Genomic DNA, 25,604 nt, shown 5'->3' with positions numbered 1-25,604 from the left:
GGGGGCGAGGCGCGCGCCCCCGCGCCCGCCCGGCCCCGCAAGCCTCACTCCTTGTCCCAGTCGCGCAGCGGGGTCGCCCCGGCGGCGCGCATCGCGTCCATGTAGGTGGACAGGATCGCGCTGCCCGGCTGGCCGCGCGCGTCCAGCGTCCCCGCCCATTCCTTCGCCACGTTGTCCATCCCCGCGGCCCAGGCCCGGCGCATCTCGGGCGAGGCGTCCTTGATCGTGGCGCCGTTCGCCGCCATCACCTCGAACGCCTTCTTCACCGTGGCGTCCAGGTCGGCGAGATACGCCGCCTTGTACGCCTCGGCCCCCGCCAGCATCGCGTCCCGGACCTCCTGCGGCAGGTCCTCCCACCAGTCCTTGTTCACGCCGATCGAGCCCGCGTACTGCGCCCCGAGGCCGACCTTCGTGATATGCGGGGCGACCTCGTAGAGCTTGCCGGGCAAAGCGGCCGAGGCGAAGACCAGCACCCCGTCATACACCCCCGTCTTGATGTCGTTGTAATAGAGGGTGAGGTTGCCCGAGACCCCCACCGCCCCGGTCCCCGACAGCCAGTTGATCGCCGCGCCCGGGGCCGCGATCTTGCGCCCCTCGAGATCCGCCAGCGAAGTCACCGGGAAGGTGGTCATCAGCAGGTAGTCGTCGATGGCGATCGGCCCGCCGATCTGCACGATCCCGAACTGGTCGTAGATCGCCTGCATCCGCGCGTCCTCGCGCTGGAGCGCATCCATCACCTGCGTGACGAGGTCGGCGTCGTCCGACACGAAGGGCGTGTAATAGGTCACGTTCTGCAGCGTCAGCTTGGCCGGGTCGAACAGCGAGGACACCGCGCCGATCTCGGCCAGGCCTTCCTCGACCGCCTCCAGCTCCTCGCCCACCTTGGCGACGGCGCCGCCATACTGCTCGTCGAAGCGCATGGAATGGCCCGTGCCCTCGAGCCTGCGCTCCACCTCGGGGATGAAGGCCTGGGGGAACATCTTCACCCAGCGGAACACCGGCGGGTGCCCGGCGACGATGGAGGCCGAGACGTCTTCGGCGAAGGCGGGGGCGGCGGGGGCCGCCAGCGCGGCGGCGGCCAGCGCCGCGGCGGCTGCGGTGGTGCGGAACATGGGTCTTCTCTCTCCTCCCGGGATGCGCGGCCGGGCTGCTTGCGGCCCGGTCCGGCGGCGCGCGGGGCGGCCCTGGCGGCCGTCCCGAACGCAGGATGTCCGCGGCGCGCGCGTCCGGGGCGCGGGCCCCTCCCGGCCCGGGGTCCCGGACGCGCGCGCCGCGTCCTGGGGGCGCTCAGCCCCGGCGGCCGGCGGCGAGGGCGCGGATGCCCCCGGCCGAGAACCGCACCGCGTTGCCGATCGCCTCGGCCAGGTCGTCCTGCTCGGTCGCGCCGGACAGCCGCTCGCTGCGCCCGTCGCGGGCCATGACCGAGATCAGCGCCCCGACGGCGAGCAGGTAGCCCCGCGTCGCCTCCTTGCGCCCGAGGCCGGGCACGGCGAAGCGGATCGCCTCGATGAACAGGTGCGCGATGGAATCGTAGAGGTCCGAGACCCGCTGCTGGTGGACCTGGGAGCCGTAGGCGATCCCCGCGAGGATGCGCGCATAGGGCGAGCCGCCCGCGGCGGGATCCAGCGCGGGACGGAAGAAGGCGTAGAGGATCTCCTCGAGATCCGGGTCCGGCAGGGCGGTCAGCGCGCGTTCGCGCAGGTCGTTGATCGCCGCGGCCCGGCGCAACAGCACCGCGTCGAACAGCCCGTCCTTGGAGCCGAAATGGTAGTGCAGCAGCCCCGGCGCGACGCCGGCGGCGTCGGCGATCCGGCGCATGTTGGCGCCCGCGAAGGCGTGGGTCGCGAATTCCAGCTCGGCCGCGTCGAGGATGCGGCGGCGGGCGACGCCCGCATGCGGCGCGCTTCGGGGCGCGTCCCCCGGATCGGGGGGTGTGACGACGTTCTGATCCATCGCCGACAGGTTGAGCCGGGGGGGCCGCGCCCGTCAAGCCGCATCTGCGACCGTGCGCCGCAGCAAGTCCATGCCGCGGCGCAGCGAAAGGCGGGGCGCCCGGCGGGCGGGCGGCCGCGCCGGGGCAAGCCGCGCCCCGGCGGCGCGGCGCGGCCTTGCATTGCCGCCGGGCAGCGCGCAAAAACGAAGGACGCCTTATCAAATTCGCGGCGCCGGGGCACATCCCCCCGCGCCAGACGCGCCGCCCGCGCGCGCCACCGGAGCCCGCCGCCCCTTGTCCGCCCCCTCTTCCTCGCCGCAAGACGGCGCCGCCCGCCCGGCCCCGGCGCCCGCGCAGCCTCCCGCCCCGGCCCCCGCCCCGGCGCCCCTGCCCGGGCTGCTGCTCGCCGCCCTCGCGGTGCTGGCCCTGCTGCGGATCTATGGCGGCTGGGAGGGGTTCGGCCTGCTGGCCGGGGCCGCCTTCGCGGGGTTCTGCATCGCCGCGCGCAAACGGCTGGGCCTGCGGGAGAAATACCTCGTCGGCCTCGCGCTGCTGCTGGCGGCGGGCGAGGCGGCGCTGGGGGACGACCCGTGGACCACGCTGCCCGGCGCGCTCGACCGCGCGGCGTTCCTCGCCGCCTTCATGCTGCTGCTGGGGCTTCTGCGCGACGCGGCGTCCACCTCCCCCTCCGTCGCCGCGGCCGGGCGCTTCATGACCCGCCAGCCGCCGCGGCGGCGCTACGCGGCGCTGTCCTGGGGCGCGCACGCGATGACGGTGCTGCTCAATTTCGGCTCCATCAACCTGCTCGCCCCGCTGATCGAGGCGGGGGTGAAGGCCGAGCGCGCCCGCGGCGCCCCCGAGGCGGTGGCGGCGCTGAAATCGCGCCGCCAGCACTCGGCCGTGCTGCGCGGCTTCGCCACCGCGATCACCTGGGCGCCGACGACGGTGACGCAGGCGCTGATGGTCTCGATGTTCCCCGGGGTCTCGCCGCTGAAAGCCATCGCGCTGGGGCTGGGCTTTTCGCTCGTCGCCTTCCTCGCGGGGTTGGCCGAGGACATGATCCGCCACCGCCCGGGCCGCCTGCCGCCGGACCTGGTGGCGGGGGCGGCGGGGCTGCGCGCGGCGCCGGCGGGGGCCGAGCCGGGGCCGCGCCCGGGCCGGGCCTTCGCGGGGCTGGGCCTGGCATGTTTCGCGCTGATCGGCAGCGCGCTGGCGGTGCGGGGGCTGACGGGGGTGACGATGGTCCCGGCGCTGATGCTCGCCGCGCCGACGGTGACGGCGGGCTGGCTGCTGATCCAGAACGCCGCCGCCGGGCCCGCGGGCGCGGTGCGCGCGCTGGGGGTGCGGGCGAAGGCGGCGGCGGTGGTGGGGATGCCCGCCTCCTCGCCCGAGGCGGTGACGCTGGGGACGGCGGGGTTCATCGGGCTGATGCTGGCCGATCTCGTGCCCACGGACATCGCGGCGGGGCTGGTCTCGGCGCTGCCGGACCCGGCTCTGCTGGCGCTGCTGCCGCTGATCGTGCTGGGGATGGTGCAGCTGGCGATCTCGCCGATCGTGACGGCGGTGTTCCTCGGCTCGGCCCTCGCGGCGACGCCCACCGGGATCGACCCGGCGCTGCTGGCGCTGGCGCTGTCGGGGGGCTGGGCGCTGTGCCTGACCGGGTCGCCCTTCGGGGCGGGCGGGCTGATCACCGCGCGGGCCACGGGGCTTCCGGCGACGCAGGTCACCTGGGGCTGGAACCTGCGCTACACGCTGCTGGCCTGGGCGGTGCTGAGCCTCTATCTCGGGGTCCTGTCCGCGGTCCTGTAACCGCGCCTGGGCCCAAGTCCTCAGGCGAAATCGATGGAGAGGCGGCGCGGGTCCAGCGGCTCGCCCGTCTCGGCGTCGACGATCACCGGGCGCACCGGGCGGCCGGTGTCGCGGTCGGTGACCTGGAACACCGGCCCCTCGGGACGCGGCGGCCCCCATTCCTGGGCCCAGCCGACCATGGACAGCATCACCTGGTGCAGCGCCCGTCCCGCGTCGGTCAGCCGGTATTCCCAGCGCGCGGGACGCTCCTGGTACTGCTCCCGGCGCAGGACGCCCTCCTCCTCCAGCTTCCTCAGCCGGTCCGAGAGGACATGGCGGGTGATCCCCAGCCCGCGCTGGAAATCGTCGAACCGGCGCACGCCGCGGAAGCATTCGCGGATGATGAGCATGGTCCAGCGGTCGCCGATCACGGACAGGCCGCGGGCCACCGGGCAGGGATCATGCTTGAGTTCGGACCATTTCATGCGCCCGAGCATAGCGCGCAAGCGGGCGCGCCGGAAGCCGCCGCCGCGCGGCCCGGCTCAGCGTCCCGGGTCGTGCACGATGACATAGGCGATCTCGCCGCCGTCATGCACCGGGATCACCCCCGGAACCGCGCGCGCCAGGTCCCGGCGCAGGTGCGAGAGATCGGCGGCGAGGCGCGGGCGCCCCTCCCACACCAGCGGCACATAGGCGGCGGCGAGGTCCGGGCGCTCGGCGAAGCCGCGCAGGGCCGCGCCCGTCGCCGGGCCGTGGATGAAGGCGGGGCGGCGCTCCTCGAGCACATGGGCCGCGAGGGCGCCCGGGTCGTCCAGCGCCGCGGCGACGCGGCGGTCCGAGGCGCCCGAGAGGTCCAGCAGCGGGATGTCGCGCAGGTACAGGATCGCCCCCCCGCGGGAATGGGCCAGCAGCGGCGCGCCGACGCCCAGCCGGGCGGCGAGGGCGGCATAGGCGGCCCCCGTCTCGGCGGCGACCGAGAAGGGCGCGGCGGGAGCGGCGGCGAAGCGCAGCCCCTGCACCGCCGTCGCCTGCGCCGTCATCAGCCCCGCCGCGCAGGCCAGCGCGGCAAGCTTCATCCGCGGCGCCGGAAGCCGCCGGATCCCGGCGGCGAACAGCAGCGCCAGCAGCGGCGCGGCCGGCGCCAGCAGCCGCCACTGGCCATACGCGTCCCCGCCGGACAGGATCACCGCCGCCGCCTGCGCGCCCAGCAGCGCCGCGGGCACGGCGGCCGAGGCGTCGCCCGCGCGGCGCGGCCCGGCCAGCGCCGCCGGAACCGCCGCCAGCGCCAGCCCGGCGCCGCCCAGCCCCCCGAGAAGATAGGCCCAGCCGCCGCCGAACGGGTTCAGCGCCCCCGCCAGGTCGAGCGCCCCCGCCCCGGCCCAGAGCCGCGGCGGAACGGCGTCGCCGAAATACGCCGCCCGGAACGCCGTCAGCCCCGCAAGCGCCGCCAGCGGGACCAGCAGCAGCGGCAGGTTCCGGCGCAGCAGCGTGCCGCGCGGCAGCCCCCGGTCCAGCGCCGCGCCCGCCGCGCAGACCGCCGCCGCGGCCAGGGGCGCCTCGGGGCGCGCCAGGACCAGCAGCGTCAGCAGCGCCGTCGCCGCGCCGCGCCAATACGCCCCGCGGATCGCCGCCCAGGCGATGGCGGCCGTCAGCAGCGCGTGCAGCGCGTCCTCCTGCCCCGCGCAGGCCCAGATCGCCAGCGGCGCCGACAGGCACACCGCCGCCGCCGCCGGAACCGCCGCCAGCCCGCCCGACAGCCGCCGCGCGCCGTCGAGGACCAGCAGCAGCGTGACCGCCGACATCCCCAGCGCCAGCGCCTTCGCCGCGGGGATGATCGCCAGCCCCAGCGCGTGCATCCCCGCCAGCGCCAGCATCCACAGGCTGGAGCCGTAGCCCTCGAACGGCGCCGCCCCCGGCCCGGCGACCGCCCCCCAGCCCAGCGCGACCGAGCGGGCATAGGCGAAGTCCACCCCCGCCGCGTCCAGCCGCCAGGCCCAGAACGCGGCGGCGTAGCTGCGCAGCGCAAGCAGCGAGAGCAGCGTGATCAGCAGCCCCACCGCCAGCGGCGCCGCCCCGGCGCGCCCCGCCCCCGCCCCGGCCAGCCCGGCCGAGAGCGCCAGCGTCGCGAAGCCGAAGCCGCGCAGCATCGAGGCCGCGGAGAGCGGGTCCGCCCCCGCCCCGGCTCCGACCGAGGCCGCGAGGATGTCCGGCGCCAGCACGAAGGCCGCGCCGATCGCGGCCAGCAGCGCGGCGACCAGCATCAGGGCGGGCGGAAGCTCGCGGAAATCGGGAACCGGGCCGGGGCGCCTGCGCGCCGCGCCGGGGGACGACGGGGGCGAAGACGCCGAGGCCGATGCAGGCGCAGGCGCGGCGGCCGAACCCGGCGCGGCGGACGCGCCCGGACCGGCGTTCGGGTCCGGCGACGGCGCCCCGGCGGCCGACCCGGCCGCGGGCGGGGAGGAAGGCCCGGACGGGCCGGGCGCGGGGTCGTTCATGTCCTGCTCCGATCTCCCTTCACGCGGCGCCCGCCGCGCCGATCCACCCGGCGCGGACCCGGCAGAGACCCGTCGGGGACCCGGCCCGGGGGTCTCCGCGCGCCTCCCCGCGCGCAGGATCCCGGGCCGGAGACGATCATTGATGCCTCCCGCCTGTATCTTTCTAGATTGGAAACGCGGCTGCAATTGGGAGAGATCCGCCCCGGAAACTTCGTCGCGCCCCCCCGGGCGCCCCCGCAGCGCCCCCGGGGCCGCGCCGGCGCCCCTCCTCCCTCTCACGCCCCGCGGCGCCGGATCAACCCTGGCGCGAGCCGCGGGCACTGGCGAGCGCCCGTTTCCGGGCATATGCTCAGGCGTGCGAAGCAGCAGGGAACCAGGCATGACCCGAATGACCCCCCGCCAGAGCGCCCGGCTCGACGACGCCGCCCGCGCCGGGTGGCTGTACTACATCGCCGGGAACACCCAGGACCAGATCGCCGCCAAGCTCGGCGTCTCGCGCCAGTCGGCCCAGCGGCTGGTGGCGCTGGCGATGTCCGAGGGGCTGGTGAAGGTGCGCATCGAGCATCCCATCGCCCGCTGCATGGACCTGGCCGAGGCGCTGACCCACCGCTTCGGGCTGAAATTCTGCGAGGTCGCGCCCGGCGATCCCGACAGCGCCTCCACCACCATCGGCGTGGCCGAAACCACCGCCATGGCCATGGAGCGCGCCCTGTCGGCGGAGGAGCCGATCATCATGGGCGTCGGCACCGGCCGCACCCTGCGCGCCGCCGTCGAGCTGCTGCCCGAGATCGACTGCCCCCAGCACCGGGTGGTGTCGCTGACCGGGAACATCGCCCCCGACGGCTCGGCCGCCTATTTCAACGTCGTCTTCACCATGGCCGACACCGTGAAGGCCCCCTCCTTCCCCATGCCGCTGCCCGTCGTCGCCTCCTCGGCCACCGAGCGGGACATGCTGCACCAGCAGAAGACCGTGCGCGCGACGCTGGAGATGGCGGCGAAGGCGACGCTGACCTTCGTCGGCGTGGGCGAGTTCGACGAGAACGCGCCGCTCCACCAGGACGGGTTCATCGACGCCGAGGAGATGGCCCGGATGCGCGCCCGCGGCGCGGTCGGGGAGATCCTGGGCTGGGCCTTCGACGAGGGCGGCCGGCTGATCGAGGGCGGCGCCAATGACCGCGTCGCCTCTGCCCCGATCCCGTCGCGCGAGGCCGGGCTGGTGGTCGCCTGCGCCATGGGCCCGCGCAAGCTGCCCGGCGTCTCCGCGGCGATTCGCGGCGGGCTGGTCAACGGGTTGATAACCAACGAGACCACGGCCGAGGCGCTGCTCGGCCTGTAACCAACTGTATTTGCGTCGCCTTCGCCCCGCGTGCGCCCATGGGGCGCACGCGCCTGTTGACATGCCTGCGTCACATTTGCGAGTAATCGCCCAAGCCGAGGGCAAGTGCCCACTGATTGGCTCATCGGGAGGAACAACATGAAATCGACCGGATGGCTGCTCGCCGCAGCCTCGACCCTTGCGCTGACCGTCTCCGCCCAGGCCGAGACCGTCACCATCGCCACCGTCAACAACGGCGACATGATCCGCATGCAGAAGCTCGCGGGCGCGTTCACCGAGAAGCACCCGGACATCGAGCTGGAATGGGTGACGCTGGAAGAGAACGTGCTGCGCCAGCGCGTGACCACCGACGTCGCCACCAAGGGCGGCCAGTACGACGTGATGACCATCGGCACCTACGAGGTTCCGATCTGGGCCAAGCAGGGCTGGCTGGAGCCGCTGGAGTTCGGCGCCGCCTATGACACGGACGACCTGCTGCCCGCCATCGCGGGCGGGCTGACCGCGGACGGCAAGCTCTACGCCGCGCCGTTCTACGGCGAATCCTCGATGGTCATGTACCGCACCGACCTGATGGAGAAGGCCGGCCTCGAGATGCCCGAGGCGCCGAGCTGGGCCTTCATCGTCGAGGCCGCCAAGGCCATGACGGACAAGGAGAACGAGGTCTACGGGATCTGCCTGCGCGGCAAGGCCGGCTGGGGCGAGAACATGGCCTTCCTGTCGGCGATGGCCAACAGCTTCGGCGCGCGCTGGTTCGACATGGACTGGAACCCGCAGTTCGACCAGCCCGAGTGGAAGGCGACGCTGACCACCTACCTTGACGTCATGGACGTCGCGGGCCCTCCCGGCGCCTCCTCGAACGGGTTCAACGAGAACCTGTCGCTGTTCCAGTCGGGCAAGTGCGGCATGTGGATCGACGCCACCGTGGCCGCGTCCTTCGTGACCAACCCCGACGATTCCACCGTGGCCGACAAGGTGGGCTTCGCGCTCGCCCCCGACAACGGCCTGGGCAAGCGCGGCAACTGGCTCTGGGCCTGGAACCTCGCGGTCCCGGCGGGCTCGGACGCCACCGACGCGGCCAAGACCTTCATCGAGTGGGCGACCTCCAAGGAATACACCGAGCTGGTCGCCGCGCAGGAAGGCTGGGCGAACGTGCCCCCGGGCACCCGCACCTCGCTCTATGAGAACGAGCAGTACCTCGAGGCCGCGCCCTTCGCCCGGATGACGCTGGAAAGCATCAACGCCGCCGATCCGAAGAACCCGGCCGTCGACCCGGTGCCGTATGTCGGCGTCCAGTTCGTCGCGATCCCCGAGTTCCAGGGCATCGGCACGATGGTCGGGCAGATGTTCTCGGCCGCGCTGGCGGGCAAGATGTCGGCCGACCAGGCCCTGCAGGCGGCCCAGGCGGCCACCACGCGCGAGATGAAGAAGGGCGGCTACATCGAGTAAGCCCTCCCCCGGTTCCCCACGGGGTCCGGCCCTTCCGCCGGGCCCCCGCTTGCCGCCCCGCCTTGCGCGTCCCTCCCGGATCTCTCCGGCGGGGCGGTCTTTTCCCCTTTCTCCCCCATCGACAGGAGGGCGTCCCCATGGCCACCGCGCATTCCCGCGGCGCCGCGCGCCTGATGATCTCCCCGGCGGTGCTGCTGCTGCTGGGCTGGATGCTGATCCCGCTGAGCATGACGATCTGGTTCTCGTTCCAGCGGTACAACCTGCTGATGCCGGGGATGGAGCAGTTCACCGGCTTCGACAATTACGAGTATTTCCTGACCGACCCGGCCTTCTTCGCCGCGCTGTGGAACACGCTGGCGCTGGTCGGGGGGGTGCTGCTGATCACCACCATCGGGGGCGTGCTGCTGGCGCTGCTGCTCGACCAGCCGATGTGGGGGCAGGGCCCGGCCCGGATCCTCATCATCGCGCCGTTCTTCGTCATGCCCACCGTCTCGGCGCTGGTGTGGAAGAACATGTTCATGAACCCGGTGAACGGCCTCTTCGCCCATATCGCCAAGTTCTTCGGCGCCGAACCGATCGATTTCCTCGGCGAGATCCCGCTGCTGTCGATCATCCTGATCGTGGCCTGGCAGTGGCTGCCCTTCGCGACGCTGATCCTGCTGACCGCGATCCAGAGCCTCGACCGCGAGCAGCTGGAAGCGGCCGAGATGGACGGCGCCCCGCCCCTCAAGCGGTTCTGGTTCATCACCCTGCCGCACCTGTCGCGCGCCGCCACCGTGGTGATCCTGATCCAGACCATCTTCCTGCTGTCGGTCTTCGCCGAGATCCTGGTCACCACCAATGGCGGCCCCGGCTACGAGAGCACCAACATCGCCTACCTCGTCTACGCGCAGTCGCTGCTGCAGTTCGACGTGGGCGGCGGCTCCGCGGGCGGCATCGTCGCCGTCATCCTCGCCAACATCGTCGCGATCTTCCTGATGCGGATGATCGGCAAGAACCTCGACGCGTAAGGGGGAGGATCACACATGGCCCGCGCCGTCACCCCCGCCCGCAAGGCCGTCTTCACGGCCGCCGCCTGGACCGTCGCCATCGCGATCTTCTTCCCGATCCTGTGGACGATCCTGACCAGCTTCAAGACCGAGGCCGAGGCCATCGCCTCGCCCCCGAGCTTCCTCGGGTTCGACTGGACGCTGGAGAACTACGCCGAGGTGAACACCCGCTCGGATTACTTCCGGCACTTCATGAACTCGGTCTGGATCTCCGTCGGCTCCACCCTCATCGGCCTCTTGATCGCCATCCCGGCGGCCTGGTCCATGGCCTTCGTGCCCGGCAAGCGCACCAAGGACGTGCTGATGTGGATGCTGTCCACCAAGATGCTGCCGCCCGTCGGCGTGCTGATCCCGATCTACCTGCTGTTCCGCGACGCGGGCCTGCTGGACACCGTGGCCGGGCTGATCCTGGTGCTGACCCTGATCAACCTGCCGATCATCGTCTGGATGCTCTACACCTATTTCAAGGAGATCCCGGGCGAGATCCTCGAGGCCGCGCGCATGGACGGCGCGACGCTTCGGGACGAGATCATCCACGTGCTGACGCCCATGGCGATCCCCGGCATCGCGTCGACGCTGCTGCTGAACGTCATCCTCGCCTGGAACGAGGCGTTCTGGACGCTGAACCTCACGGCCGCCAAGGCCGCCCCGCTGACCGCGTTCATCGCGAGCTATTCGTCCCCCGAGGGCCTGTTCTACGCCAAGCTCTCGGCCGCCTCGACCATGGCCATCGCCCCGATCCTGATCCTCGGCTGGTTCAGCCAGAAGCAGCTCGTGCGCGGCCTGACCTTCGGCGCGGTCAAGTAAGGAGACCCTGACAATGGGCGCAATCACCCTCTCCCAGGTCACCAAGCGTTTTGGCGAGACCGAGGTCATTCCCCCGCTGGACCTCGAGATCCAGGACGGCGAGTTCGTGGTCTTCGTCGGCCCCTCGGGCTGCGGCAAGTCCACCCTGCTGCGGCTGATCGCGGGGCTCGAGGACGTCACGTCGGGCCAGATCCTGATCGACGGCGCGGACGCGACCCAGGCCGCCCCCGCCGCGCGCGGGCTGGCCATGGTGTTCCAGAGCTACGCGCTCTACCCCCACATGTCCGTCAAGAAGAACATCGCCTTCCCGCTGAAGATGGCGAAGATGGACCCGGCGGAGATCGAGAAGCGCGTCTCGGCGGCGGCGAAATCGCTGAACCTGACCGATTACCTCGACCGCCGTCCCGGCCAGCTTTCGGGCGGCCAGCGCCAGCGCGTCGCCATCGGCCGGGCCATCGTGCGCGAACCCGCGGCCTTCCTGTTCGACGAGCCGCTGTCGAACCTCGACGCCGCGCTGCGCGTGAACATGCGGCTCGAGATTTCCGAGCTGCACCAGTCGCTTGCCACCACGATGATCTACGTGACCCACGACCAGGTCGAGGCCATGACCATGGCCGACAAGATCGTGGTGCTGCGCGCCGGGGTGATCGAGCAGGTGGGCTCGCCGCTGGACCTGTATCGCAACCCGCGCAACAAGTTCGTCGCGGGCTTCATCGGCTCCCCGAAGATGAACTTCATCGGGGGCGAGGCGGCGGCGGAATACGGCGCGCCCGAGATCGGCATCCGCCCCGAGCATCTCGACGCCTCCACCGATGGCGGCAAGTGGCGCGGGGTGGTGACGGTCGCGGAACATCTCGGCTCCGACACCTTCGTGCACATGGAGGTCGAGGGGATCGGCACGATGAACGTGCGCGTCGGCGGGGAATTCCCGGTCAAGCACGGCTCGACCGTGTTCCTCACCCCGCAGGAGGACAAGCTCCACCGCTTCGACGCGCAGGGCCTGTCCATCGGGGGGGCGCAGTGACCCGCCTCTCGGGCAAATGCGCGCTGATCACCGGCGCGGCCCGCGGCATCGGCCTCGCGTTCGCGCAGGCCTATGTCGATGAGGGCGCGCGGGTGGCCATCGCCGATATCGACCTGAAGCGCGCCGAAGCCGCGGCGGCGGAGATCGGCGACGCCGCCATCGCCGTGCATCTCGACGTCACGCGGCAGGAGAGCATCGACGCCGCGGTGGCCGAGACGGTCGAGCGCCTCGGGCGCATCGACATCCTGGTGAACAACGCCGCCCTCTTCACCGCCGCCCCGATCACGGAGATCACCCGCGAGGATTACGACCGCGTCTTCGCCGTCAACGTCTCGGGCGCCCTCTTCACCCTGCAGGCGGTGGCGAAGCACATGATCGAACGCGGCGGCGGCGGGCGGATCATCAACATGGCCTCGCAGGCCGGGCGGCGCGGGGAACCCCTCGTGGCCGTCTACTGCGCCACCAAGGCCGCGGTGATCTCGCTGACCCAGTCCGCCGCGCTGAACCTGGTCCAGCACGGCATCAACGTGAACGCCATCGCCCCCGGCGTGGTGGACGGGGAGCACTGGGACGGCGTCGACGCCTTCTTCGCGAAATACGAGGGCAAGGCCCCCGGCCAGAAGAAGCGCGAGGTCGGCGCCGCCGTCCCCTACGGCCGCATGGGCCGGGCCGAGGACCTGACCGGCATGGCCGTGTTCCTCGCCTCCCCCGAGGCCGAATACATCGTCGCCCAGACGTACAACGTCGACGGCGGCCAGTGGATGAGCTGACGGGGCCCTCCTCCCCCCTCGGCAAGACGAAGCGAGACTTGTCATGACCATCACGCTCAGCGCCGCGACCCTGTCCGAGCTGCCCGAGGGCGTCGCCCGCCCCGGCTATGACCGCGCCGCCCTGACCCCCGGCATCGTCCATTTCGGCGTCGGCAATTTCCACCGCGCCCACCAGGCGGTCTATCTCGACGCCCTGATCGAGGCGGGCGAAGGCGAAGGCTGGGGCCTCGTCGGCGCCGGGGTGCTGCCCTCGGACGCCCGGATGCGAGAGACGCTGGCCGCGCAGAACTACCTCACCACCGTGGTGCGCCAGTGGGCCGAGGGCGCGGACGCCCGCGTGATCGGCCCGATGGTGGACTTCCTGCCGGTGGGGGACGCGGCCGCGATCATCGCCCAGCTCTCGGACCCCGCGATCCGCATCGTGTCGCTGACGGTGACCGAGGGCGGCTGGTGCATCGACCCGGCCACCGGCGCCTTCGACCCGGCCCATCCGCTGATCGAGGCAGACGCCGCGCGCCCGGACGCCCCGGAATCGGTGTTCGGCCTGATCGCCGCGGGCCTGCGCGCCCGCCGCGCCGCCGGGACCGCGCCCTTCACCGTGATGTCCTGCGACAACCTTCCCCATAACGGCAAGGTCGCCCGCGCCGCCGTCGCCGGGATGGCCCGCCGCTGGGACGCCGACCTGGCGGACTGGATCGAGGCCGGGGTCTCCTTCCCCAACGGCATGGTCGACCGCATCACCCCCGCCACCGGCGACCGCGAGCGCGCCGCGCTGCGCGATCAGTTCGGCATCGCCGACGCCAGCCCGGTGTTCTGCGAGGATTTCATCCAGTGGGTGCTCGAGGACGACTTCCCCGCCGGGCGCCCTGCGCTGGAGAAGGTCGGGGTGCAGTTCGTCCCCGACGTGACCCCGTATGAGAACATGAAGATCCGCGTGCTCAACGGCGGCCACGCGATCATCGCCTATCCCGCGGGCCTCCTCGGGATCGAGTTCGCGCATGAAGCGATGGCGCACCCGCTGATCGACGCCTTCCTGACCAAGGTCGAGGAAGAGGAGGTCCTCCCGAGCTTCGACGCGCCCGAGGGCGAGGACAAGAACGCCTATCTCCAGCTCATCCGCCGCCGCTTCGCCAACCCCAAGATCGCCGACCAGGTCCGGCGGCTCTGCCTCGACGGGTCCAACCGGCAGCCGAAATTCATCATCCCCACCGTCGCCGACCGGCTGGCGGCGGGCGGCCCGGTGGCCGGGCTGGCGCTGGAAAGCGCGCTGTGGCGGCGATATTGTCTGGGCGTGGACGAGGCGGGCGCCGCCATCGCCCCCAATGACCCGAGCTGGGATCGCCTGACCGCCGCCGCCGCGCGGGCCGAGGACGACCCGATGGAGTGGCTGGCGATGGAAGACATCTATGGCGCGACCGGGCGCGACGACCGCTTCCGCGCCGCCTTCGCCGCCGCCCATGCCGCGCTGAAGGCCGAGGGGGTGGAGGCCACGCTGCGCCGCTACCTCTCCGGCGGCCTTTCCGGCGGGGCCTGAAGGCCGTGGCCGGGCCGCTCGTCATCTTCGATTGCGACGGGGTGCTGGTCGACAGCGAACCCCTCGCGGTCGAGGAGCTCTGCGCCGCGATCCGCGAGGCGGGCGGCGATATGGGCGCGGCGGAGGCCTATGCCCGCTTCCTCGGCCGGTCCTCGGCCGCCACGGCGCGGATCCTGGCCGAAGACTACGGCGTGATCCTGACCGGGGAGATCCTCGAGCGGATGCGGCTGCGCCTGTTCGCGCGGTTCGAGGCCGAGCTGTCCCCCTGCCCCGGCATCGGCGCCGCGGTGGACGCGGTGAAGGCGGCGGGGGCGGCGGTCTGCGTCGCCTCCTCCTCGCAACCCGAGCGTGTGCGCCTGTCGCTGGGCGCCACCCGGCTGCTGGCGAAATTCGGCGACGCGATCTACAGTTCCTCCATGGTTGAGAACGGGAAACCCGCGCCGGACCTGTTCCTGCACGCCGCGCGCGCGATGGGCGCGGCGCCGAAGGACTGCGTGGTGGTCGAGGACAGCGCCGCGGGGCTGCGCGCCGCGCGGGCCGCGGGGATGGCCGCGCTGGCCTATACCGGCGGCGGCCATGCCGGGCCGGGACGGCTGGCCGAGCTCGCCGCGACCCTCTCGCCCGACGCGATCTATGACGACCACGCGCGGCTCCCCGCCCTTCTCGGCGGGCTGGGCCTGGGCCTCGGTCCGGGCCCCGGGCCGGGCGCCCCCGGGACCGGCGCCCCCGGGACCGACGCGCCGTGACGGGCCGCCTGTTCGCCGCCGTCGATGTCGGCACCGGCAGCGCCCGGGCCGCGATCTTCGACGCGTCGGGCGCGCTGCTGGCCCATGCCGGGCGCCCCATCGCCATGCGCGGCGACCCGGGCGGCGCGGCCGAGCAATCCTCCGAAGGCATCTGGGCCGCGATCTGCGCCGCCCTGCGCGACGCCCGCGCCCAGGCGGGCGCCGCCCCCGAAGACATCGCCGGGCTCGGCTTCTGCGCCACCTGCTCGCTGGCGCTGCGCGACGCCTCGGGCGCCCCGGTCGGCGCCGGGGAGGACGGCGACCCCGCATGGGACGTCATCGCCTGGTGCGACCACCGCGCGGGCGCCGAGGCCGACGCGGCGCAGGCCGCCGCCGCCCGCCTTCACGCCGAGGGGCGCGGCCCGGCCCCCGAGGCGGCGGGCGTCGCCTCGCCCGAGATGCAGCTGCCCAAGCTGATGCACCTGAAGCGCCGCCGCCCCGAGACCTGGGCCCGGGCGGAGCGGATCTTCGACCTCGCCGACCTGCTGACCTGGCGCGCGACGGGCGAATTGCGCCGCGCCGCCTGCGCGCTGGCCTGCAAGTGGGGCTGGTCGCCGGAGACCGGCTGGCCGCTCGCGCTGCTCGAGGCGCTGGACCTCTCGGACCTGCCCGGCCGAGGCGGTCTGCCCGGCGGCGACGCCCCCGGGGCCGCGGACCGCGCCCCGGCCCCGGTCGGCGCCTGCATCGGCCGGCTGTCGGCGCAGGCGGCGGCGGAGACCGGCCTCGCCCCCGGCGCCCCTGTCGCCGCGGGCCAGGTCGACGCCTACAGCGGCGCGCTCGGCCTGCTGGGCGAATTGTCCGCGGACGCGCTGCCCCGCGCCGCGGCGCTGATCGCGGGCACCTCCTCCTGCATCATGCACCTGTCGCGCGCGGCCTTCCCCGCGCCCGGCCTCTGGGGGCCCTATCCCGGCGTGGTGCTGCCGGGCTGGAGCGCGGCCGAGGGCGGGCAGTCCGCCTCGGGCGCGCTGCTCGACCACGTGCTGCGCCTCTCGGGGCTCGATCCCCAGGCGCCGGGGCTTCACGCCGAGGTCGCCGCACGGGTGCAGGCGCTGCTGGCCGCGGAGGGCGACGGGTTCGGCGGCGAGATCCACGTGCTGCCCGATTTCAACGGCGTCCGCTCGCCCCGCCCCGACCCGGCGGCGCTGGGCGCGGCGGCGGGCCTGTCGCTGGAGCGCGGCTTCGACGCCGCCTGCAGGCTTTGGTGGCGCAGCGCGGTGGGGCTGGCGCTGGGGGTGCGCGAGGTGATCGCGCACATGGACGCCCAGGGCCGCGGGCCCGAGCGGCTGATCCTTGGCGGCGGGCACGGGCGCAGCCCGCTGCTGGCGCAGCTTTACGCCGATGCGACCGGGCTGCCGGTGGTGCTGGGCGGGCATTGCGGCGGGATGCTGCGCGGCGCGGCGCTGTCGGCGATGGCGGCGTCGGGCGCGGCGCCGGACGTGGCCGCGGCGGCGCGCGCGACGGCGCGGCCGCGCCCGACCCTGTCGCCCGACCCGGCACGGGCGCCGCGGATGGCGCGGGACCTGGCCGCCCAGCGGATCCTGGCCGAACAGCGCGCGAAGCTCGCCGCGCTCTGACGGCGCCGCGCCCGGCCCCGCACGCCTTGGCACCGCCCCCGGCGCAGCGACCGGCGCCAGCCGGATGCGCCCGCGCATTCCCCCAGCGGCCCCGCCCCCTGTTAACCGGATTCACCCCGCCCCCGGCCGGTTTCCCCCCGTCCCGGCGGCGTTAACCCCGCCCCGGCGCCGCCCCGGCCCACCCCCCCGCCGCAGCCGCCCCGGCGCCTGCTTTGCGGCAGGCGCGCTATCCGTCGGCATATCCCCGATCCGCCATTGCACGCGTTCCCCACCCGTTCCCGCCCAAGAGGAACGTGAAGAATTCCCTTAAAAGTCTTTCCAACGCCGGGCCGCCCCCGCCCATCCCGCCCTGGAGAGTCCCATGCCCCTGTTCACCATCGTCATCCCCTGCCGCGACGCGGCCGACATCCTTCCCGCCGCCCTCGCCTCGCTGCGCGCGCAGACCTGGACGGACTGGGAAGCGATCTGCGTGGAAGCCGGGTCCTCGGACGACACCGCAGAGGTGATCGACCGGGTGGCGCGGACCGACCCGCGGGTGCGCCGGATCCGCCCCGAGGGGACCGCGCCCGGCGGCGCCGCGCTGGCGCGCAACGCCGGGGCGCTGGCCGCGCGGGGCGAGGTGATCGCCTTCCTCGACGCCGCCGACCGCTGGGCGCCCGAGCGGCTCGCCCGCCTCGCCGACCGCTTCGCCGAGGCCGACGCGCCGGACGTGGTGTTCGGCTCGGTCCGCGCGGACGAGACCCCCGCCCATCCCGCCGCGCCGATCCCCGCCGCGCTGAAGGCCGAGCGGCGCGCCCGGGACCGCGGCCTGCCCGGCGTGACCGACGCGCTGCGCCGCGCGCCCGCCTGCGCGCCCTCGAACATCGCCCTGCGCCGCGCGGCGTTCCAGCGGATCGGCGGCTTCGATTCCCGCCTCGCCGCCGCCGCGGATATCGAGTGGGCGGTGCGGGTCCTGGCCGGGGCCGAGCGGGCCGCCATGGCCCCCGGCGCGGTGGCGCTGATCGCGGCGCGCGGCGCGCTGGGCCCGGCGCAGATGCGCGCCGTGCTGCGCGGCTGGCGCGAGGCGGTGGAGACGGCGCGGATCCTGGGCGTCGCCCCGGGCGCCGAGGCGCTGGCCTTCGCCGAGGCGCAGCTGCGCCGCGGCCTCGCCGCAAGGGCGCTGCGCGGCGGCGGCGCGGCGGCGGCGCTGGGGATCGCGGCGCTCGGCCTGCTGCGCAGCCCGCTGGGCTTCCTCGCCACCGCCGAAACCGCCCGGGCGCAGGTCGCCTGACCGCCCGCAGGCGGGGCCGCGGCGCCGCCCGGCCGCATCTTCTTCACCCGCTTAGGACTTCCTAAGCGCGGAAGGGGCTATCCATGCACGTGAAAGCTGAGTCCGCGCGGGCGCGAATCGCCCCGCGCGTCACCGTCTTGCCGGAGCGCACCATGCACCCCATGCCCGAACAGGCCCTGCCCTCGCTCGCCCGCAAGGCGGGCGGCGCCGACGGCGACGACAGGTGGGGCGCCTTCCTGCCCGGGCCGCGGGCCGAGCGGGCGCCGACCGCCGAGGGGCCGCTCTCGGGGCTGCGCTTCGCGGTGCAGGACCTGGTCGACCTGCAGGACGCGCGCACCGGCGCGGGCAATCCCGGCTGGCTGGACACGTCGCGCACCGCGGCCCGCGACGCCGCGGTCGTCGCCGCCTTGCGCGCCGCCGGGGCCGCGGTCGCCGGCAAGACGGTGACCGATGAACTGGGCTTCAGCCTCGAGGGCGTGAACCCCCATTACGGCGCCCCGGTCAACCCGCGGGACGAGGGGGCGCTGTGCGGCGGCTCGGCCTCGGGCGCCGCCGCCGCGACCGCCGCCGGGCTGGTGGAGTTCGCGCTGGGCGTGGACACCGGCGGCTCGGTGCGCATTCCCGCGGCGCTGTGCGGGCTCTGGGCCTTCCGCCCGACCCATGGGCGGCTGCCGCTGGACGGAATCCTGCCCTTCGCCCCGAGCATGGACGCCCCCGCGTGGATGGCGGCGGACCCGCGCGTCCTGCGGGCCGTCGGCGACGTGCTGCTGCCCGCCGACGCGCCGGTCGACGGGCCCGGCGCGGATGCCGGCGCGGATTCCGGCGCGGTTTTTGGCGCGGACGCGGGCGCGGACACGGGCGCCGGCGCGACGCCCCGCGGCCCGGGAACCGGGATCACGGATATCCGCCTGGCCGAGGACGCGGCCGCGCTCTGCGACGCGGACTGCGCCGCGGACCTGCAGGCGCGCTGCGGCGGCTGGATCACCGGGGCGCCGGTCGCGGCCTTCCCGGGCACGTGGAAGGACCACCTGCGCCTCTACGCCTACGCCCAGGCCCAGGACCTGTGCGATGGGCTGGGCAAGGAGGTCGAGCGGCGGGGCCCCGCCCTGGGCGAGGCGAGCGCCCAGCGGCTCGCCGCCGCCATGGCGGTGGAGCGCAGCGTGGCCGAGGCCTGGAACGCGTTCCGGCGCGCGGCCACGCGCTGGCTGCTGCTGATGACCCCGCCGGGACGGGCGCTGCTGCTGCCGACCGCGCCGATGGCGCGGCTGCCGCGGGACGTGCAGCGCCCGCAGCTCGAGGCGTTCTACAGCGGCGCGCTGCCGCTGTCGGCCATCGCCGGCGCGGCGGGGGCGCCGCAGGTGCAGATGCCGCTCGCCGCGGGCGGCGTGTCGCTGATCGGGCGGCCCGGCCAGGACCGGGCGCTGCTCGACGCCGCGATGCGGCTGGCCGGGGTGGACGCGGGCTGAGCCGGCGCGACCCGGCGCGGCGCAAGGCTCCCGGCGCGGGAGGTTGAGACGGGCGCCGCGGGACGCGCCGGGTGGCGGCGCGGGCGGAGCCGAGGGCCGTCTGCGGCCATCGCCTGCGCGCCTTCTCCGGGGATGGTGAAAGGAGGGGGGGCGCGCCGGAGGCCCCGGGTCAGGTCCCGCCACGCCCTTGAACTACGGGGAAGCCTTCGGGCGTGGCGGGCGCGCCTGCCTGTCGGCGGGCGAACCGGGCGCGGCGTCGCGGGGCGCCCTGTCGGGTCGCTGCCGCGCGCCGCGCATCCGGCCCTCCCCACAAGGGCCGGAAACTGCGGTCGGGACGCGCGGCGCCGCGCGCCGGTCCCGGGACATGCATCGTCGGACCTGGGTCCGGGAATTCGTCGCCGCGGGGGCCCGAGCGACCCCAACACGGCCCTTCGCCTCGCGGCGCACCCCCTGTATGGGCGATTCGCCGTGACATGAACGTGACGCGCACGTCGCTTGCCGACCGCCCGGCCGCGCGCTTAGGTTTCCTGACCCGCCGCCCGGCGGGCGTTCCCCTGCCGCAGGAGCCGCCCCGATGTCCATCCTTCCGCATGACGGCCCCGCCGCCTGGCGCCGGCTCGGCCTCGGCATGCTCGCCTCGGTGGTGGGCAATGCCGGGATGTGGTCCATCGTGACGCTGATGCCGGGGGTGGAGGCGGAGTTCGCGCTCGACCGCGCCGCGGCGTCGATGCCCTACACGCTGACCATGGCGGGGTTCGGGCTCGGCTCGGTGATGATCGGGCGGGCCGTGGACCGGCTGGGCTTCGCGGCGGCGCTGGGGGCGGCGGGGGTCCTGCTGGGGCTGGCCTACATGGCGGCCTGGGCGGCGCCCTCGGCGGCGATGCTGGCGGCGGCGCAGTTCTTCATCGGGCTGGGCACGGCCTGCACCTTCGCGCCGCTGATCGCCGACATCTCGCGCTGGTTCAACCTGCGCCGGGGGCTGGCGATCGCGCTGGCGGCCTGCGGCAACTACCTGGCGGGGGCGGTGTGGCCGCCGATCCTGGCGGCGATCATGGGCGCGCATGACTGGCGGGCGGCGTGCCTGGCGCTGGCGGCGGCCTCGGTGATCGCGCTGCCGCTGCTGGCGCTGGCGATGCGCGGCGCGCCCCCGGCCGAGCCCGCGCCCGCCACCACGGGCCGCGCGGCCGAGCGCGCCCGCACCCGCACCGACCTTCCCCCGCGCACGCTGATCACCCTGCTGTGCATCGCCGGTTTCGCCTGCTGCATGGCGATGGCGATGCCGCAGGTGCATATCGTGGCGCTGTGCGTGGACTATGGCTACGGCCCCGCGGTGGGGGCCGAGATGCTGTCGCTGATGCTGCTCGGGGGCTGCGCGTCGCGGATCCTGTCGGGCTTCGCGGCGGACCGGTTCGGGGGGGCGCCGACGCTCCTGGTCGGGTCCACCCTGCAGATGCTGGCGCTGATCCTGTTCATCCCGTTCGACGCGCTGGCGCCGCTCTACATGGTCTCGCTGACCTTCGGGCTGGCGCAGGGGGGGATCGTGCCCGCCTATGCCGTGATCGTGCGCGAGCGGCTGCCCGCGAAGGACGCCGGCACGCAGGTGGGGATCGTGGTGACGGCGACGCTGGTGGGGATGGCGGCGGGGGGCTGGGCCTCGGGCTGGATCTTCGACCTGACGGGCAGCTACCAGGCGGCGTTCCTGCACGGGATCGGCTGGAACTGGGTCAACATGGGCATCGTCGCGCTGCTGATCTGGCGCAGCCGTCCCGCGCGGGGCCCGGCCCCCGCGGCCTGACCCCCGGAGAAACGCCCGCCCCGGGCGCCGCCGCGCAACGGTCTGGTCTGGGCGCCGCCGCGCAACCGCCTGGTCTGGGCGCCGCCGCGCCCGGGGGGCCCGCCCGCACGCGCCGCAGGGGGATCCGGCGGCTCAGGGGGGCAAGCCCCCCGTTCGCCGCCGGAGCGTCGGCTGCGCCGCCGCGCGCCCCGATCAGCCGCCGCGCTTCAGGCCGGGTCGGCGGCGATGTTGTCGATCAACCGCACCGATCCCAGCGGCGCCGCCGCCAGCAGCCGCGCCGGGCGGTCCAGCGCCGTCATCGGCGCCAGCCCGTCGGCGGCCCGCAGCTCCAGGTACTCGACCGACGGGAAGCCCGCCGCCACGATCCGCCGCCGCGCCTCGGCCAGCGCGCCCGCCACGGGGGCGCCCGCGCGCATCTCCTCGACCGCGTGGCGCATGGCGGCGTTCAGCGCCGGCGCCGCCGCCCGCTCGCCCTCGGTCAGCCGCACGTTGCGCGAGGACAGCGCCAGCCCGTCCGCCTCGCGCACCGTCGCGCAGGGAACGATCTCGACCGGGATGTCGAGATCCCGCACCAGCCGCGTCACGACCTGCAGCTGCTGGTAGTCCTTCTCGCCGAAATAGGCCCGGTCGGCGGCGGTCTGCAGCAGCAGCTTGCTCACCACCGTGCAGACCCCGTCGAAATGCCCCGGCCGCCCGTCGCCGCACAGCCCGCCCGACACGCCCTCGACCGAGACCGTGGTGGCGAAGCCGTCGGGGTAGATCTCCTCCGGCTCGGGCACGTAAAGGACATGCGCGCCGAGGGGGGCGAGCTTCTCCGCATCGGCCCGCTCGGTACGCGGATAGTTCTCCAGGTCCTTGGGATCGTTGAACTGCTTGGGGTTCACGAACAGGGTCACGATCACCCGGTCGCAACCCGCGAGGGCGGCGCGGACCAGCGACAGGTGCCCCTCGTGCAGCGCGCCCATGGTGGGGACGACGCCGACCGAGAGGCCCTCGCGCCGCCACTGCGCCACCTGCGCGCGCAGCCCGGCCTTGCGGCGCTGGATCGGGATCGCGGCGTCCGCATCGGCGGCTGCCCGGGCTTCGGCGGCGGAGGCGGTGACGGCGGTCATTTCGCGGCGCCTTTCAGCTGGTCGGCGAAAACATGCTCCGGCCCCGGGAAGCTCCGGGCGCGGACCTCCTCGGCATAGGCGGCGACGGCGCGGTCGGCCTCGGCCCCGAGTTCCGCCTGGCGCTTCACGAACTTGGGGCGGAAATCGTTGAACAGGCCCAGCATGTCCTCGGTCACCAGGATCTGCCCGTCGCAACCGGCCGAGGCGCCGATGCCGATGGTGGGGATCGGAACCGCCGCCGTCACCTCGTCCGACAGGCCCTGCGGCGTCTTCTCCAGCACCACCGAGAACGCGCCCGCCCCGGCCACGGCCTGCGCATCCGCCATCACCCGGGCGCGCGCGTCGCCGCGGCCCTGCACCTTGTAGCCGCCGAACACGTTCACCGCCTGGGGCGTCAGGCCCACATGCGCCATCACGGGGATCGAGCGGGAGGTGAGGAAGCGGATCGTCTCCGCCATCTCGACCCCGCCCTCGAGCTTCACCGCCGCGGCGCCCGTCTCGGCCATGATCCTCGCGGCGTTGCGGAAGGCCTGGGCGGGGGATTCCTCATACGTGCCGAAGGGCATGTCGACGACCATGCAGGCGCGGCGCAGCCCGCGGCGGACCGCGCGCCCATGCAGGATCATCATCTCCAGCGTCACCCCGAGGGTGCTGTCCATCCCATGCACCACCATCCCGAGGCTGTCGCCGACAAGCGCCAGGTCGCAATGCGCATCCACGATCCGCGCGGTCGGCGCGTCATAGGCGGTCAGGCACACGATGGGGGCGCCCCCCTTCATCGCCGCGATGGCGGGCGGGGACAGGGCGGGGGCGGAGGTCTGCGGCGTCGCGCTCATGCGGCGCTCCTGTAACTGCGGGGCGTCGGGCCGATCGTCGGAACCCGCGCGGCCGCGCCGTCACGGGCGCGCGCCCTCCCGGCGCGCTGCGCTGCAATACAGGGGTTTCGCGGAATTGTCACGCGGCAAAGACGGAAAGATGCGCCTTTGACCGGATGGACGAATTTTTGTTGCGCGATGGGGCAGGCGTCCGCCTCAGCCCGCCCGCGCCCGTTCGGCGCCGCGGCAGAACCAGGAGGTCGCGCGGCTCGCCTGCCCCAGCTCCTCGGCCGCATCCAGAAGATCGGGGGCCAGCGCCTCCATCCGCTCGGGCGTGAAGCGCACCGAGGGACCGGCGAGCGAGACGACGCCCACCGGCGCCCCCGCATCCGCCACGCCCTCGGGGCGGCGGATCACCGCCGCCATCGCCGCCATCCCGTCATGGTAGGAGTTGGCGTTGCGCGCCCAGCCGCGGGCGCGCACGCCGCGCAGGATCTCCAGCAGCTCCGCCGCGCTGCGCGGCGCCTCCGGCCCCGGCGCCTCGGGCTTCACCAGGCCCTGCCCCAGCGCCGCGGCCAGCGCGTCGTCGTCATCCATCGCCGCCAGCCAGGCCTGCCCGCCGGCCGAGGACGCGAGGTGCAATGGCTCGCCCTGGTCCAGCCCCGGGTCATAGCGCAGCCCCCGCCGCACCCCCTGCACCGCCGAGACATGCATCAGCGCCCCGCCATCGGCCAGCGCCAGACGCGCCAGCTCCTGCGCCCGGTGCGCCAGCGCATCGAGGATCGGTTCCGCCACGTCGGGGATCCCCGTCTGCCCCAGCCAGGACAGCCCCAGCGCCGCCAGCCGGACCGTCAGCTCGTAATCGCCCATGTCCCGCCGCTGGCGCACATAGCCGATCTTCTCAAGCTCTTTCAGCATCCGGTGGACCCCCGACGGCGGCAGCCCCAGCCCCGCGGCGATGTCCGAGACCGCGCAGCCCTCGGGCCGCGTGACCATGAATTCCAGCACCGACATGGCTTTCTCGAGCGCGCTGCTCATCACTCCTCCCGCTTTCGGCGGACCATAGACCGTCGCAGGTGGAAAACATAGGACGTTCAAAAGTTGAATGTCATTCCATTTTCTGAGATAGGTAACACGTGAGCGATTCAGGCGCCGGGTGAAACCGTTGCAACCGGATCGCGCCCGCGCCGCCCCGGACCCAACCGGCGGCGCGCGAGAGGAGGAAGCCAAGATGCCCACGAACCGCCCCCGGGGCGCCCTGATGCCGCGCGACCGCGACTGGCACCCGGCCGGGTACACCCCCGGCTACAAGACCTCGGTCAAGCGCTCCCCCACCTACGCGCTGATCAGCCTGGACAACGGCCCGGCCGAGCAGACCGGCCCGGTCTTCGGCCACAACCAGCTGGGCGAGCTCGATAACGACCTGATCCTGAACTACGCCAAGCCCGGCGAGCTGCCGATCGGCGAGCGGATCATCGTCCATGGCCGCGTGCTCGACGAAGGCGGCCGCCCGGTGCGCGGCGGCCTGGTCGAGTTCTGGCAGGCCAACGCGGGCGGGCGCTACCGCCACAAGAAGGACACCTATCTCGCGCCGCTCGACCCCAATTTCGGCGGCTGTGGGCGCACCATCACGGATGAGGACGGCTATTACAGCTTCCGCACCATCAAGCCGGGGCCGTATCCCTGGCCGAACGGCGTCAATGACTGGCGCCCGGCGCATATCCACTTCTCGGTCTTCGGCCATGCCTTCGCGCAGCGGCTCGTCTGCCAGATGTATTTCGAAGGCGATCCGCTGATCTGGAAATGCCCGATCGTGAAGACGATCCCGTCGAAAGAGGCGATCGAGCGCCTCGTCGCGCCGCTCGACCTCAACGCCTCGCTGCCGATGGACACGCTGGCCTACAAGTTCGACATCGTGCTGCGCGGCTCCCGCCAGACCGTGTTCGACAACAAGCTCGAGGGGATGTGAGATGGTGCAGCCGCTGAATTACCTCAAGGAATCCCCGTCGCAGACCGCCGGGCCTTACGTCCATATCGGATGCGCGCCGAACTTCGTGGGCAATACCGGGATCTACCCCGAGGACCTCGGCATCCGCATGGTCAATGCCGACACCAAGGGCGAGCGGATCACCATCAAGGGCCAGGTCCTCGACGGCAACGGCACGCCCCTCAAGGATGCGCTGATCGAGATCTGGCAGCCGGATGCGGACGGGTTCTTCAACTCGCCCGAGGAGACCCGCGGCCAGGCCGACCCGAACTTCACCGGCTGGGGCCGCTCCCCCGGTGATTTCGAGAACGGCGAGTTCACCTTCGAGACGATCAAGCCCGGCCGCGTCCCGGCCTGGAACGGCAAGCTCTCCGCGCCCTTCATCAGCGTCCTGGTGCTGGCCCGCGGCGTGAATATCGGCCTGCAGACCCGGATGTACTTCCCCGAGGACGCCGCCCTGAACGCCGAGGACCCGGTGCTGAACCGCATCGAGCATCGCAGCCGCGTCGACACCCTGGTGGCCAAGAAGCTGGACGACGGAACCTACCGCTTCGACATCCGCATCCAGGGCGAGGGCGAGACGGTGTTCTTCGACATCTGATGCGCCACGCCGCGCAT

The 25,604-nt window shown here is 73.7% G+C and carries 22 protein-coding genes; 15 read left to right on the top strand and 7 right to left on the bottom strand.

Features of this window, described 5'->3' with window-relative positions:
* Positions 1–44 precede the first annotated feature (44 nt).
* Complete coding sequence (locus ACQ5SO_RS04445) at positions 45–1,112, bottom strand: C4-dicarboxylate TRAP transporter substrate-binding protein (protein ID WP_430940377.1); 1,068 nt, start codon at positions 1,110–1,112, stop codon at positions 45–47.
* Between the two features lie 175 nt (positions 1,113–1,287).
* A complete protein-coding gene (locus tag ACQ5SO_RS04440; RefSeq protein WP_430940376.1) occupies positions 1,288–1,953 on the bottom strand; it encodes a TetR/AcrR family transcriptional regulator in 666 nt (221 codons plus the stop codon).
* A 274-nt stretch (positions 1,954–2,227) separates the two neighbouring features.
* Here ACQ5SO_RS04440 and ACQ5SO_RS04435 point away from each other — a divergent pair, with 274 nt between their 5' ends.
* A complete protein-coding gene (locus tag ACQ5SO_RS04435; RefSeq protein ID WP_430940375.1) occupies positions 2,228–3,742 on the top strand; it encodes a hypothetical protein in 1,515 nt (504 codons plus the stop codon).
* A gap of 20 nt (positions 3,743–3,762) precedes the next feature.
* Here ACQ5SO_RS04435 and ACQ5SO_RS04430 read toward each other — a convergent pair whose 3' ends face one another.
* The gene (locus ACQ5SO_RS04430) at positions 3,763–4,206 is read right to left on the bottom strand and encodes a winged helix-turn-helix transcriptional regulator (protein WP_430940374.1); all 444 of its coding nucleotides are present in this window, start codon (positions 4,204–4,206) and stop codon (positions 3,763–3,765) included.
* A gap of 57 nt (positions 4,207–4,263) precedes the next feature.
* Complete coding sequence (locus ACQ5SO_RS04425) at positions 4,264–5,982, bottom strand: hypothetical protein (RefSeq protein WP_430940373.1); 1,719 nt, start codon at positions 5,980–5,982, stop codon at positions 4,264–4,266.
* Positions 5,983–6,595: 613 nt separating this feature from the next.
* Here ACQ5SO_RS04425 and ACQ5SO_RS04420 point away from each other — a divergent pair.
* The 12 genes from ACQ5SO_RS04420 (at position 6,596) to ACQ5SO_RS04365 (ending at position 21,072) form a co-directional block, all read left to right on the top strand.
* The gene (locus ACQ5SO_RS04420) at positions 6,596–7,552 is read left to right on the top strand and encodes a sugar-binding transcriptional regulator (RefSeq protein ID WP_430940372.1); all 957 of its coding nucleotides are present in this window, start codon (positions 6,596–6,598) and stop codon (positions 7,550–7,552) included.
* Positions 7,553–7,690: 138 nt separating this feature from the next.
* Complete coding sequence (locus ACQ5SO_RS04415; protein WP_430940371.1) at positions 7,691–8,998, top strand: ABC transporter substrate-binding protein; 1,308 nt, start codon at positions 7,691–7,693, stop codon at positions 8,996–8,998.
* 137 nt (positions 8,999–9,135) lie between these two features.
* On the top strand, positions 9,136–10,008 hold the full coding sequence (locus ACQ5SO_RS04410; RefSeq protein ID WP_430940370.1) for a carbohydrate ABC transporter permease: 873 nt from the start codon (positions 9,136–9,138) through the stop codon (positions 10,006–10,008).
* Between the two features lie 15 nt (positions 10,009–10,023).
* Positions 10,024–10,854, top strand: coding sequence for a carbohydrate ABC transporter permease (locus ACQ5SO_RS04405; RefSeq protein WP_430940369.1), 831 nt, complete (start codon positions 10,024–10,026; stop codon positions 10,852–10,854).
* 13 nt (positions 10,855–10,867) lie between these two features.
* Complete coding sequence (locus ACQ5SO_RS04400) at positions 10,868–11,878, top strand: ABC transporter ATP-binding protein (RefSeq protein ID WP_430940368.1); 1,011 nt, start codon at positions 10,868–10,870, stop codon at positions 11,876–11,878.
* The gene (locus tag ACQ5SO_RS04395; RefSeq protein WP_430940367.1) at positions 11,875–12,648 is read left to right on the top strand and encodes an L-iditol 2-dehydrogenase; all 774 of its coding nucleotides are present in this window, start codon (positions 11,875–11,877) and stop codon (positions 12,646–12,648) included. The genes ACQ5SO_RS04400 and ACQ5SO_RS04395 overlap by 4 nt, the downstream gene beginning before the upstream one ends.
* 43 nt (positions 12,649–12,691) lie before the next feature.
* The gene (locus ACQ5SO_RS04390) at positions 12,692–14,182 is read left to right on the top strand and encodes a mannitol dehydrogenase family protein (RefSeq protein ID WP_430940366.1); all 1,491 of its coding nucleotides are present in this window, start codon (positions 12,692–12,694) and stop codon (positions 14,180–14,182) included.
* A gap of 5 nt (positions 14,183–14,187) precedes the next feature.
* A complete protein-coding gene (locus ACQ5SO_RS04385) occupies positions 14,188–14,928 on the top strand; it encodes an HAD family hydrolase (RefSeq protein WP_430940365.1) in 741 nt (246 codons plus the stop codon).
* Positions 14,925–16,541 carry an FGGY-family carbohydrate kinase gene (locus tag ACQ5SO_RS04380; RefSeq protein ID WP_430940364.1) on the top strand — a complete coding sequence of 539 codons (1,617 nt, stop codon included), beginning with the start codon at positions 14,925–14,927 and terminating at the stop codon, positions 16,539–16,541. The genes ACQ5SO_RS04385 and ACQ5SO_RS04380 overlap by 4 nt, the downstream gene beginning before the upstream one ends.
* 361 nt (positions 16,542–16,902) lie before the next feature.
* Positions 16,903–17,811 (top strand): glycosyltransferase family 2 protein, encoded by a 909-nt coding sequence (locus ACQ5SO_RS04375; protein ID WP_430940363.1) that lies wholly within the window; start codon positions 16,903–16,905, stop codon positions 17,809–17,811.
* A 152-nt stretch (positions 17,812–17,963) separates the two neighbouring features.
* On the top strand, positions 17,964–19,277 hold the full coding sequence (locus ACQ5SO_RS04370; protein ID WP_430940362.1) for an amidase family protein: 1,314 nt from the start codon (positions 17,964–17,966) through the stop codon (positions 19,275–19,277).
* A gap of 574 nt (positions 19,278–19,851) precedes the next feature.
* Positions 19,852–21,072, top strand: coding sequence for an MFS transporter (locus tag ACQ5SO_RS04365; protein WP_430940361.1), 1,221 nt, complete (start codon positions 19,852–19,854; stop codon positions 21,070–21,072).
* 206 nt (positions 21,073–21,278) lie between these two features.
* Here ACQ5SO_RS04365 and panC read toward each other — a convergent pair whose 3' ends face one another.
* The 3 genes from panC to ACQ5SO_RS04350 all read right to left on the bottom strand — a co-directional run bounded on the left by panC (position 21,279) and on the right by ACQ5SO_RS04350 (position 24,037).
* Positions 21,279–22,184: a pantoate--beta-alanine ligase gene (gene panC, locus ACQ5SO_RS04360; protein WP_430940360.1), complete on the bottom strand. Its 906-nt coding sequence runs from the start codon at positions 22,182–22,184 to the stop codon at positions 21,279–21,281.
* Positions 22,181–23,020, bottom strand: a complete 840-nt coding sequence (gene panB / locus ACQ5SO_RS04355; RefSeq protein ID WP_430940359.1) for a 3-methyl-2-oxobutanoate hydroxymethyltransferase — start codon at positions 23,018–23,020, stop codon at positions 22,181–22,183. Before panB ends, panC begins: the two co-directional genes overlap by 4 nt.
* A gap of 195 nt (positions 23,021–23,215) precedes the next feature.
* Positions 23,216–24,037, bottom strand: a complete 822-nt coding sequence (locus tag ACQ5SO_RS04350) for an IclR family transcriptional regulator (protein WP_430940358.1) — start codon at positions 24,035–24,037, stop codon at positions 23,216–23,218.
* Between the two features lie 193 nt (positions 24,038–24,230).
* On the opposite strand from ACQ5SO_RS04350, the gene pcaH reads away from it, so the two are divergent.
* Both pcaH and pcaG read left to right on the top strand, forming a co-directional pair.
* Positions 24,231–24,968: a protocatechuate 3,4-dioxygenase subunit beta gene (gene pcaH / locus ACQ5SO_RS04345; protein WP_430940357.1), complete on the top strand. Its 738-nt coding sequence runs from the start codon at positions 24,231–24,233 to the stop codon at positions 24,966–24,968.
* 1 nt (position 24,969) lies between these two features.
* Positions 24,970–25,587, top strand: a complete 618-nt coding sequence (gene pcaG, locus ACQ5SO_RS04340; RefSeq protein ID WP_430940356.1) for a protocatechuate 3,4-dioxygenase subunit alpha — start codon at positions 24,970–24,972, stop codon at positions 25,585–25,587.
* Positions 25,588–25,604 lie beyond the last annotated feature (17 nt).

The organism is Rhodovulum sp. DZ06, assembly GCF_050586345.1.
Classification (GTDB): Bacteria; Pseudomonadota; Alphaproteobacteria; order Rhodobacterales; family Rhodobacteraceae; genus JBOCEF01.
The sequence above is the reverse complement of the archived record's forward strand: the minus strand, read 5'-3'. Positions and strand labels throughout refer to the sequence as shown.

Excerpts from the sequence above, each read along its gene's own strand:
- ACQ5SO_RS04445 (WP_430940377.1), bottom strand. The coding sequence starts at position 1,112 with ATGTTCCGCACCACCGCAGCCGCCGCGGCGCTGGCCGCCGCCGCGCTG.
- ACQ5SO_RS04440 (WP_430940376.1), bottom strand. The coding sequence starts at position 1,953 with ATGGATCAGAACGTCGTCACACCCCCCGATCCGGGGGACGCGCCCCGA.
- ACQ5SO_RS04430 (WP_430940374.1), bottom strand. The coding sequence starts at position 4,206 with ATGAAATGGTCCGAACTCAAGCATGATCCCTGCCCGGTGGCCCGCGGC.
- ACQ5SO_RS04425 (WP_430940373.1), bottom strand. The coding sequence starts at position 5,982 with ATGCTGGTCGCCGCGCTGCTGGCCGCGATCGGCGCGGCCTTCGTGCTG.
- ACQ5SO_RS04420 (WP_430940372.1), top strand. The coding sequence starts at position 6,596 with ATGACCCGAATGACCCCCCGCCAGAGCGCCCGGCTCGACGACGCCGCC.
- ACQ5SO_RS04415 (WP_430940371.1), top strand. The coding sequence starts at position 7,691 with ATGAAATCGACCGGATGGCTGCTCGCCGCAGCCTCGACCCTTGCGCTG.
- ACQ5SO_RS04410 (WP_430940370.1), top strand. The coding sequence starts at position 9,136 with ATGGCCACCGCGCATTCCCGCGGCGCCGCGCGCCTGATGATCTCCCCG.
- ACQ5SO_RS04405 (WP_430940369.1), top strand. The coding sequence starts at position 10,024 with ATGGCCCGCGCCGTCACCCCCGCCCGCAAGGCCGTCTTCACGGCCGCC.
- ACQ5SO_RS04400 (WP_430940368.1), top strand. The coding sequence starts at position 10,868 with ATGGGCGCAATCACCCTCTCCCAGGTCACCAAGCGTTTTGGCGAGACC.
- ACQ5SO_RS04390 (WP_430940366.1), top strand. The coding sequence starts at position 12,692 with ATGACCATCACGCTCAGCGCCGCGACCCTGTCCGAGCTGCCCGAGGGC.
- ACQ5SO_RS04375 (WP_430940363.1), top strand. The coding sequence starts at position 16,903 with ATGCCCCTGTTCACCATCGTCATCCCCTGCCGCGACGCGGCCGACATC.
- ACQ5SO_RS04370 (WP_430940362.1), top strand. The coding sequence starts at position 17,964 with ATGCACCCCATGCCCGAACAGGCCCTGCCCTCGCTCGCCCGCAAGGCG.
- ACQ5SO_RS04365 (WP_430940361.1), top strand. The coding sequence starts at position 19,852 with ATGTCCATCCTTCCGCATGACGGCCCCGCCGCCTGGCGCCGGCTCGGC.
- panC (WP_430940360.1), bottom strand. The coding sequence starts at position 22,184 with ATGACCGCCGTCACCGCCTCCGCCGCCGAAGCCCGGGCAGCCGCCGAT.
- panB (WP_430940359.1), bottom strand. The coding sequence starts at position 23,020 with ATGAGCGCGACGCCGCAGACCTCCGCCCCCGCCCTGTCCCCGCCCGCC.
- ACQ5SO_RS04350 (WP_430940358.1), bottom strand. The coding sequence starts at position 24,037 with ATGAGCAGCGCGCTCGAGAAAGCCATGTCGGTGCTGGAATTCATGGTC.
- pcaH (WP_430940357.1), top strand. The coding sequence starts at position 24,231 with ATGCCCACGAACCGCCCCCGGGGCGCCCTGATGCCGCGCGACCGCGAC.
- pcaG (WP_430940356.1), top strand. The coding sequence starts at position 24,970 with ATGGTGCAGCCGCTGAATTACCTCAAGGAATCCCCGTCGCAGACCGCC.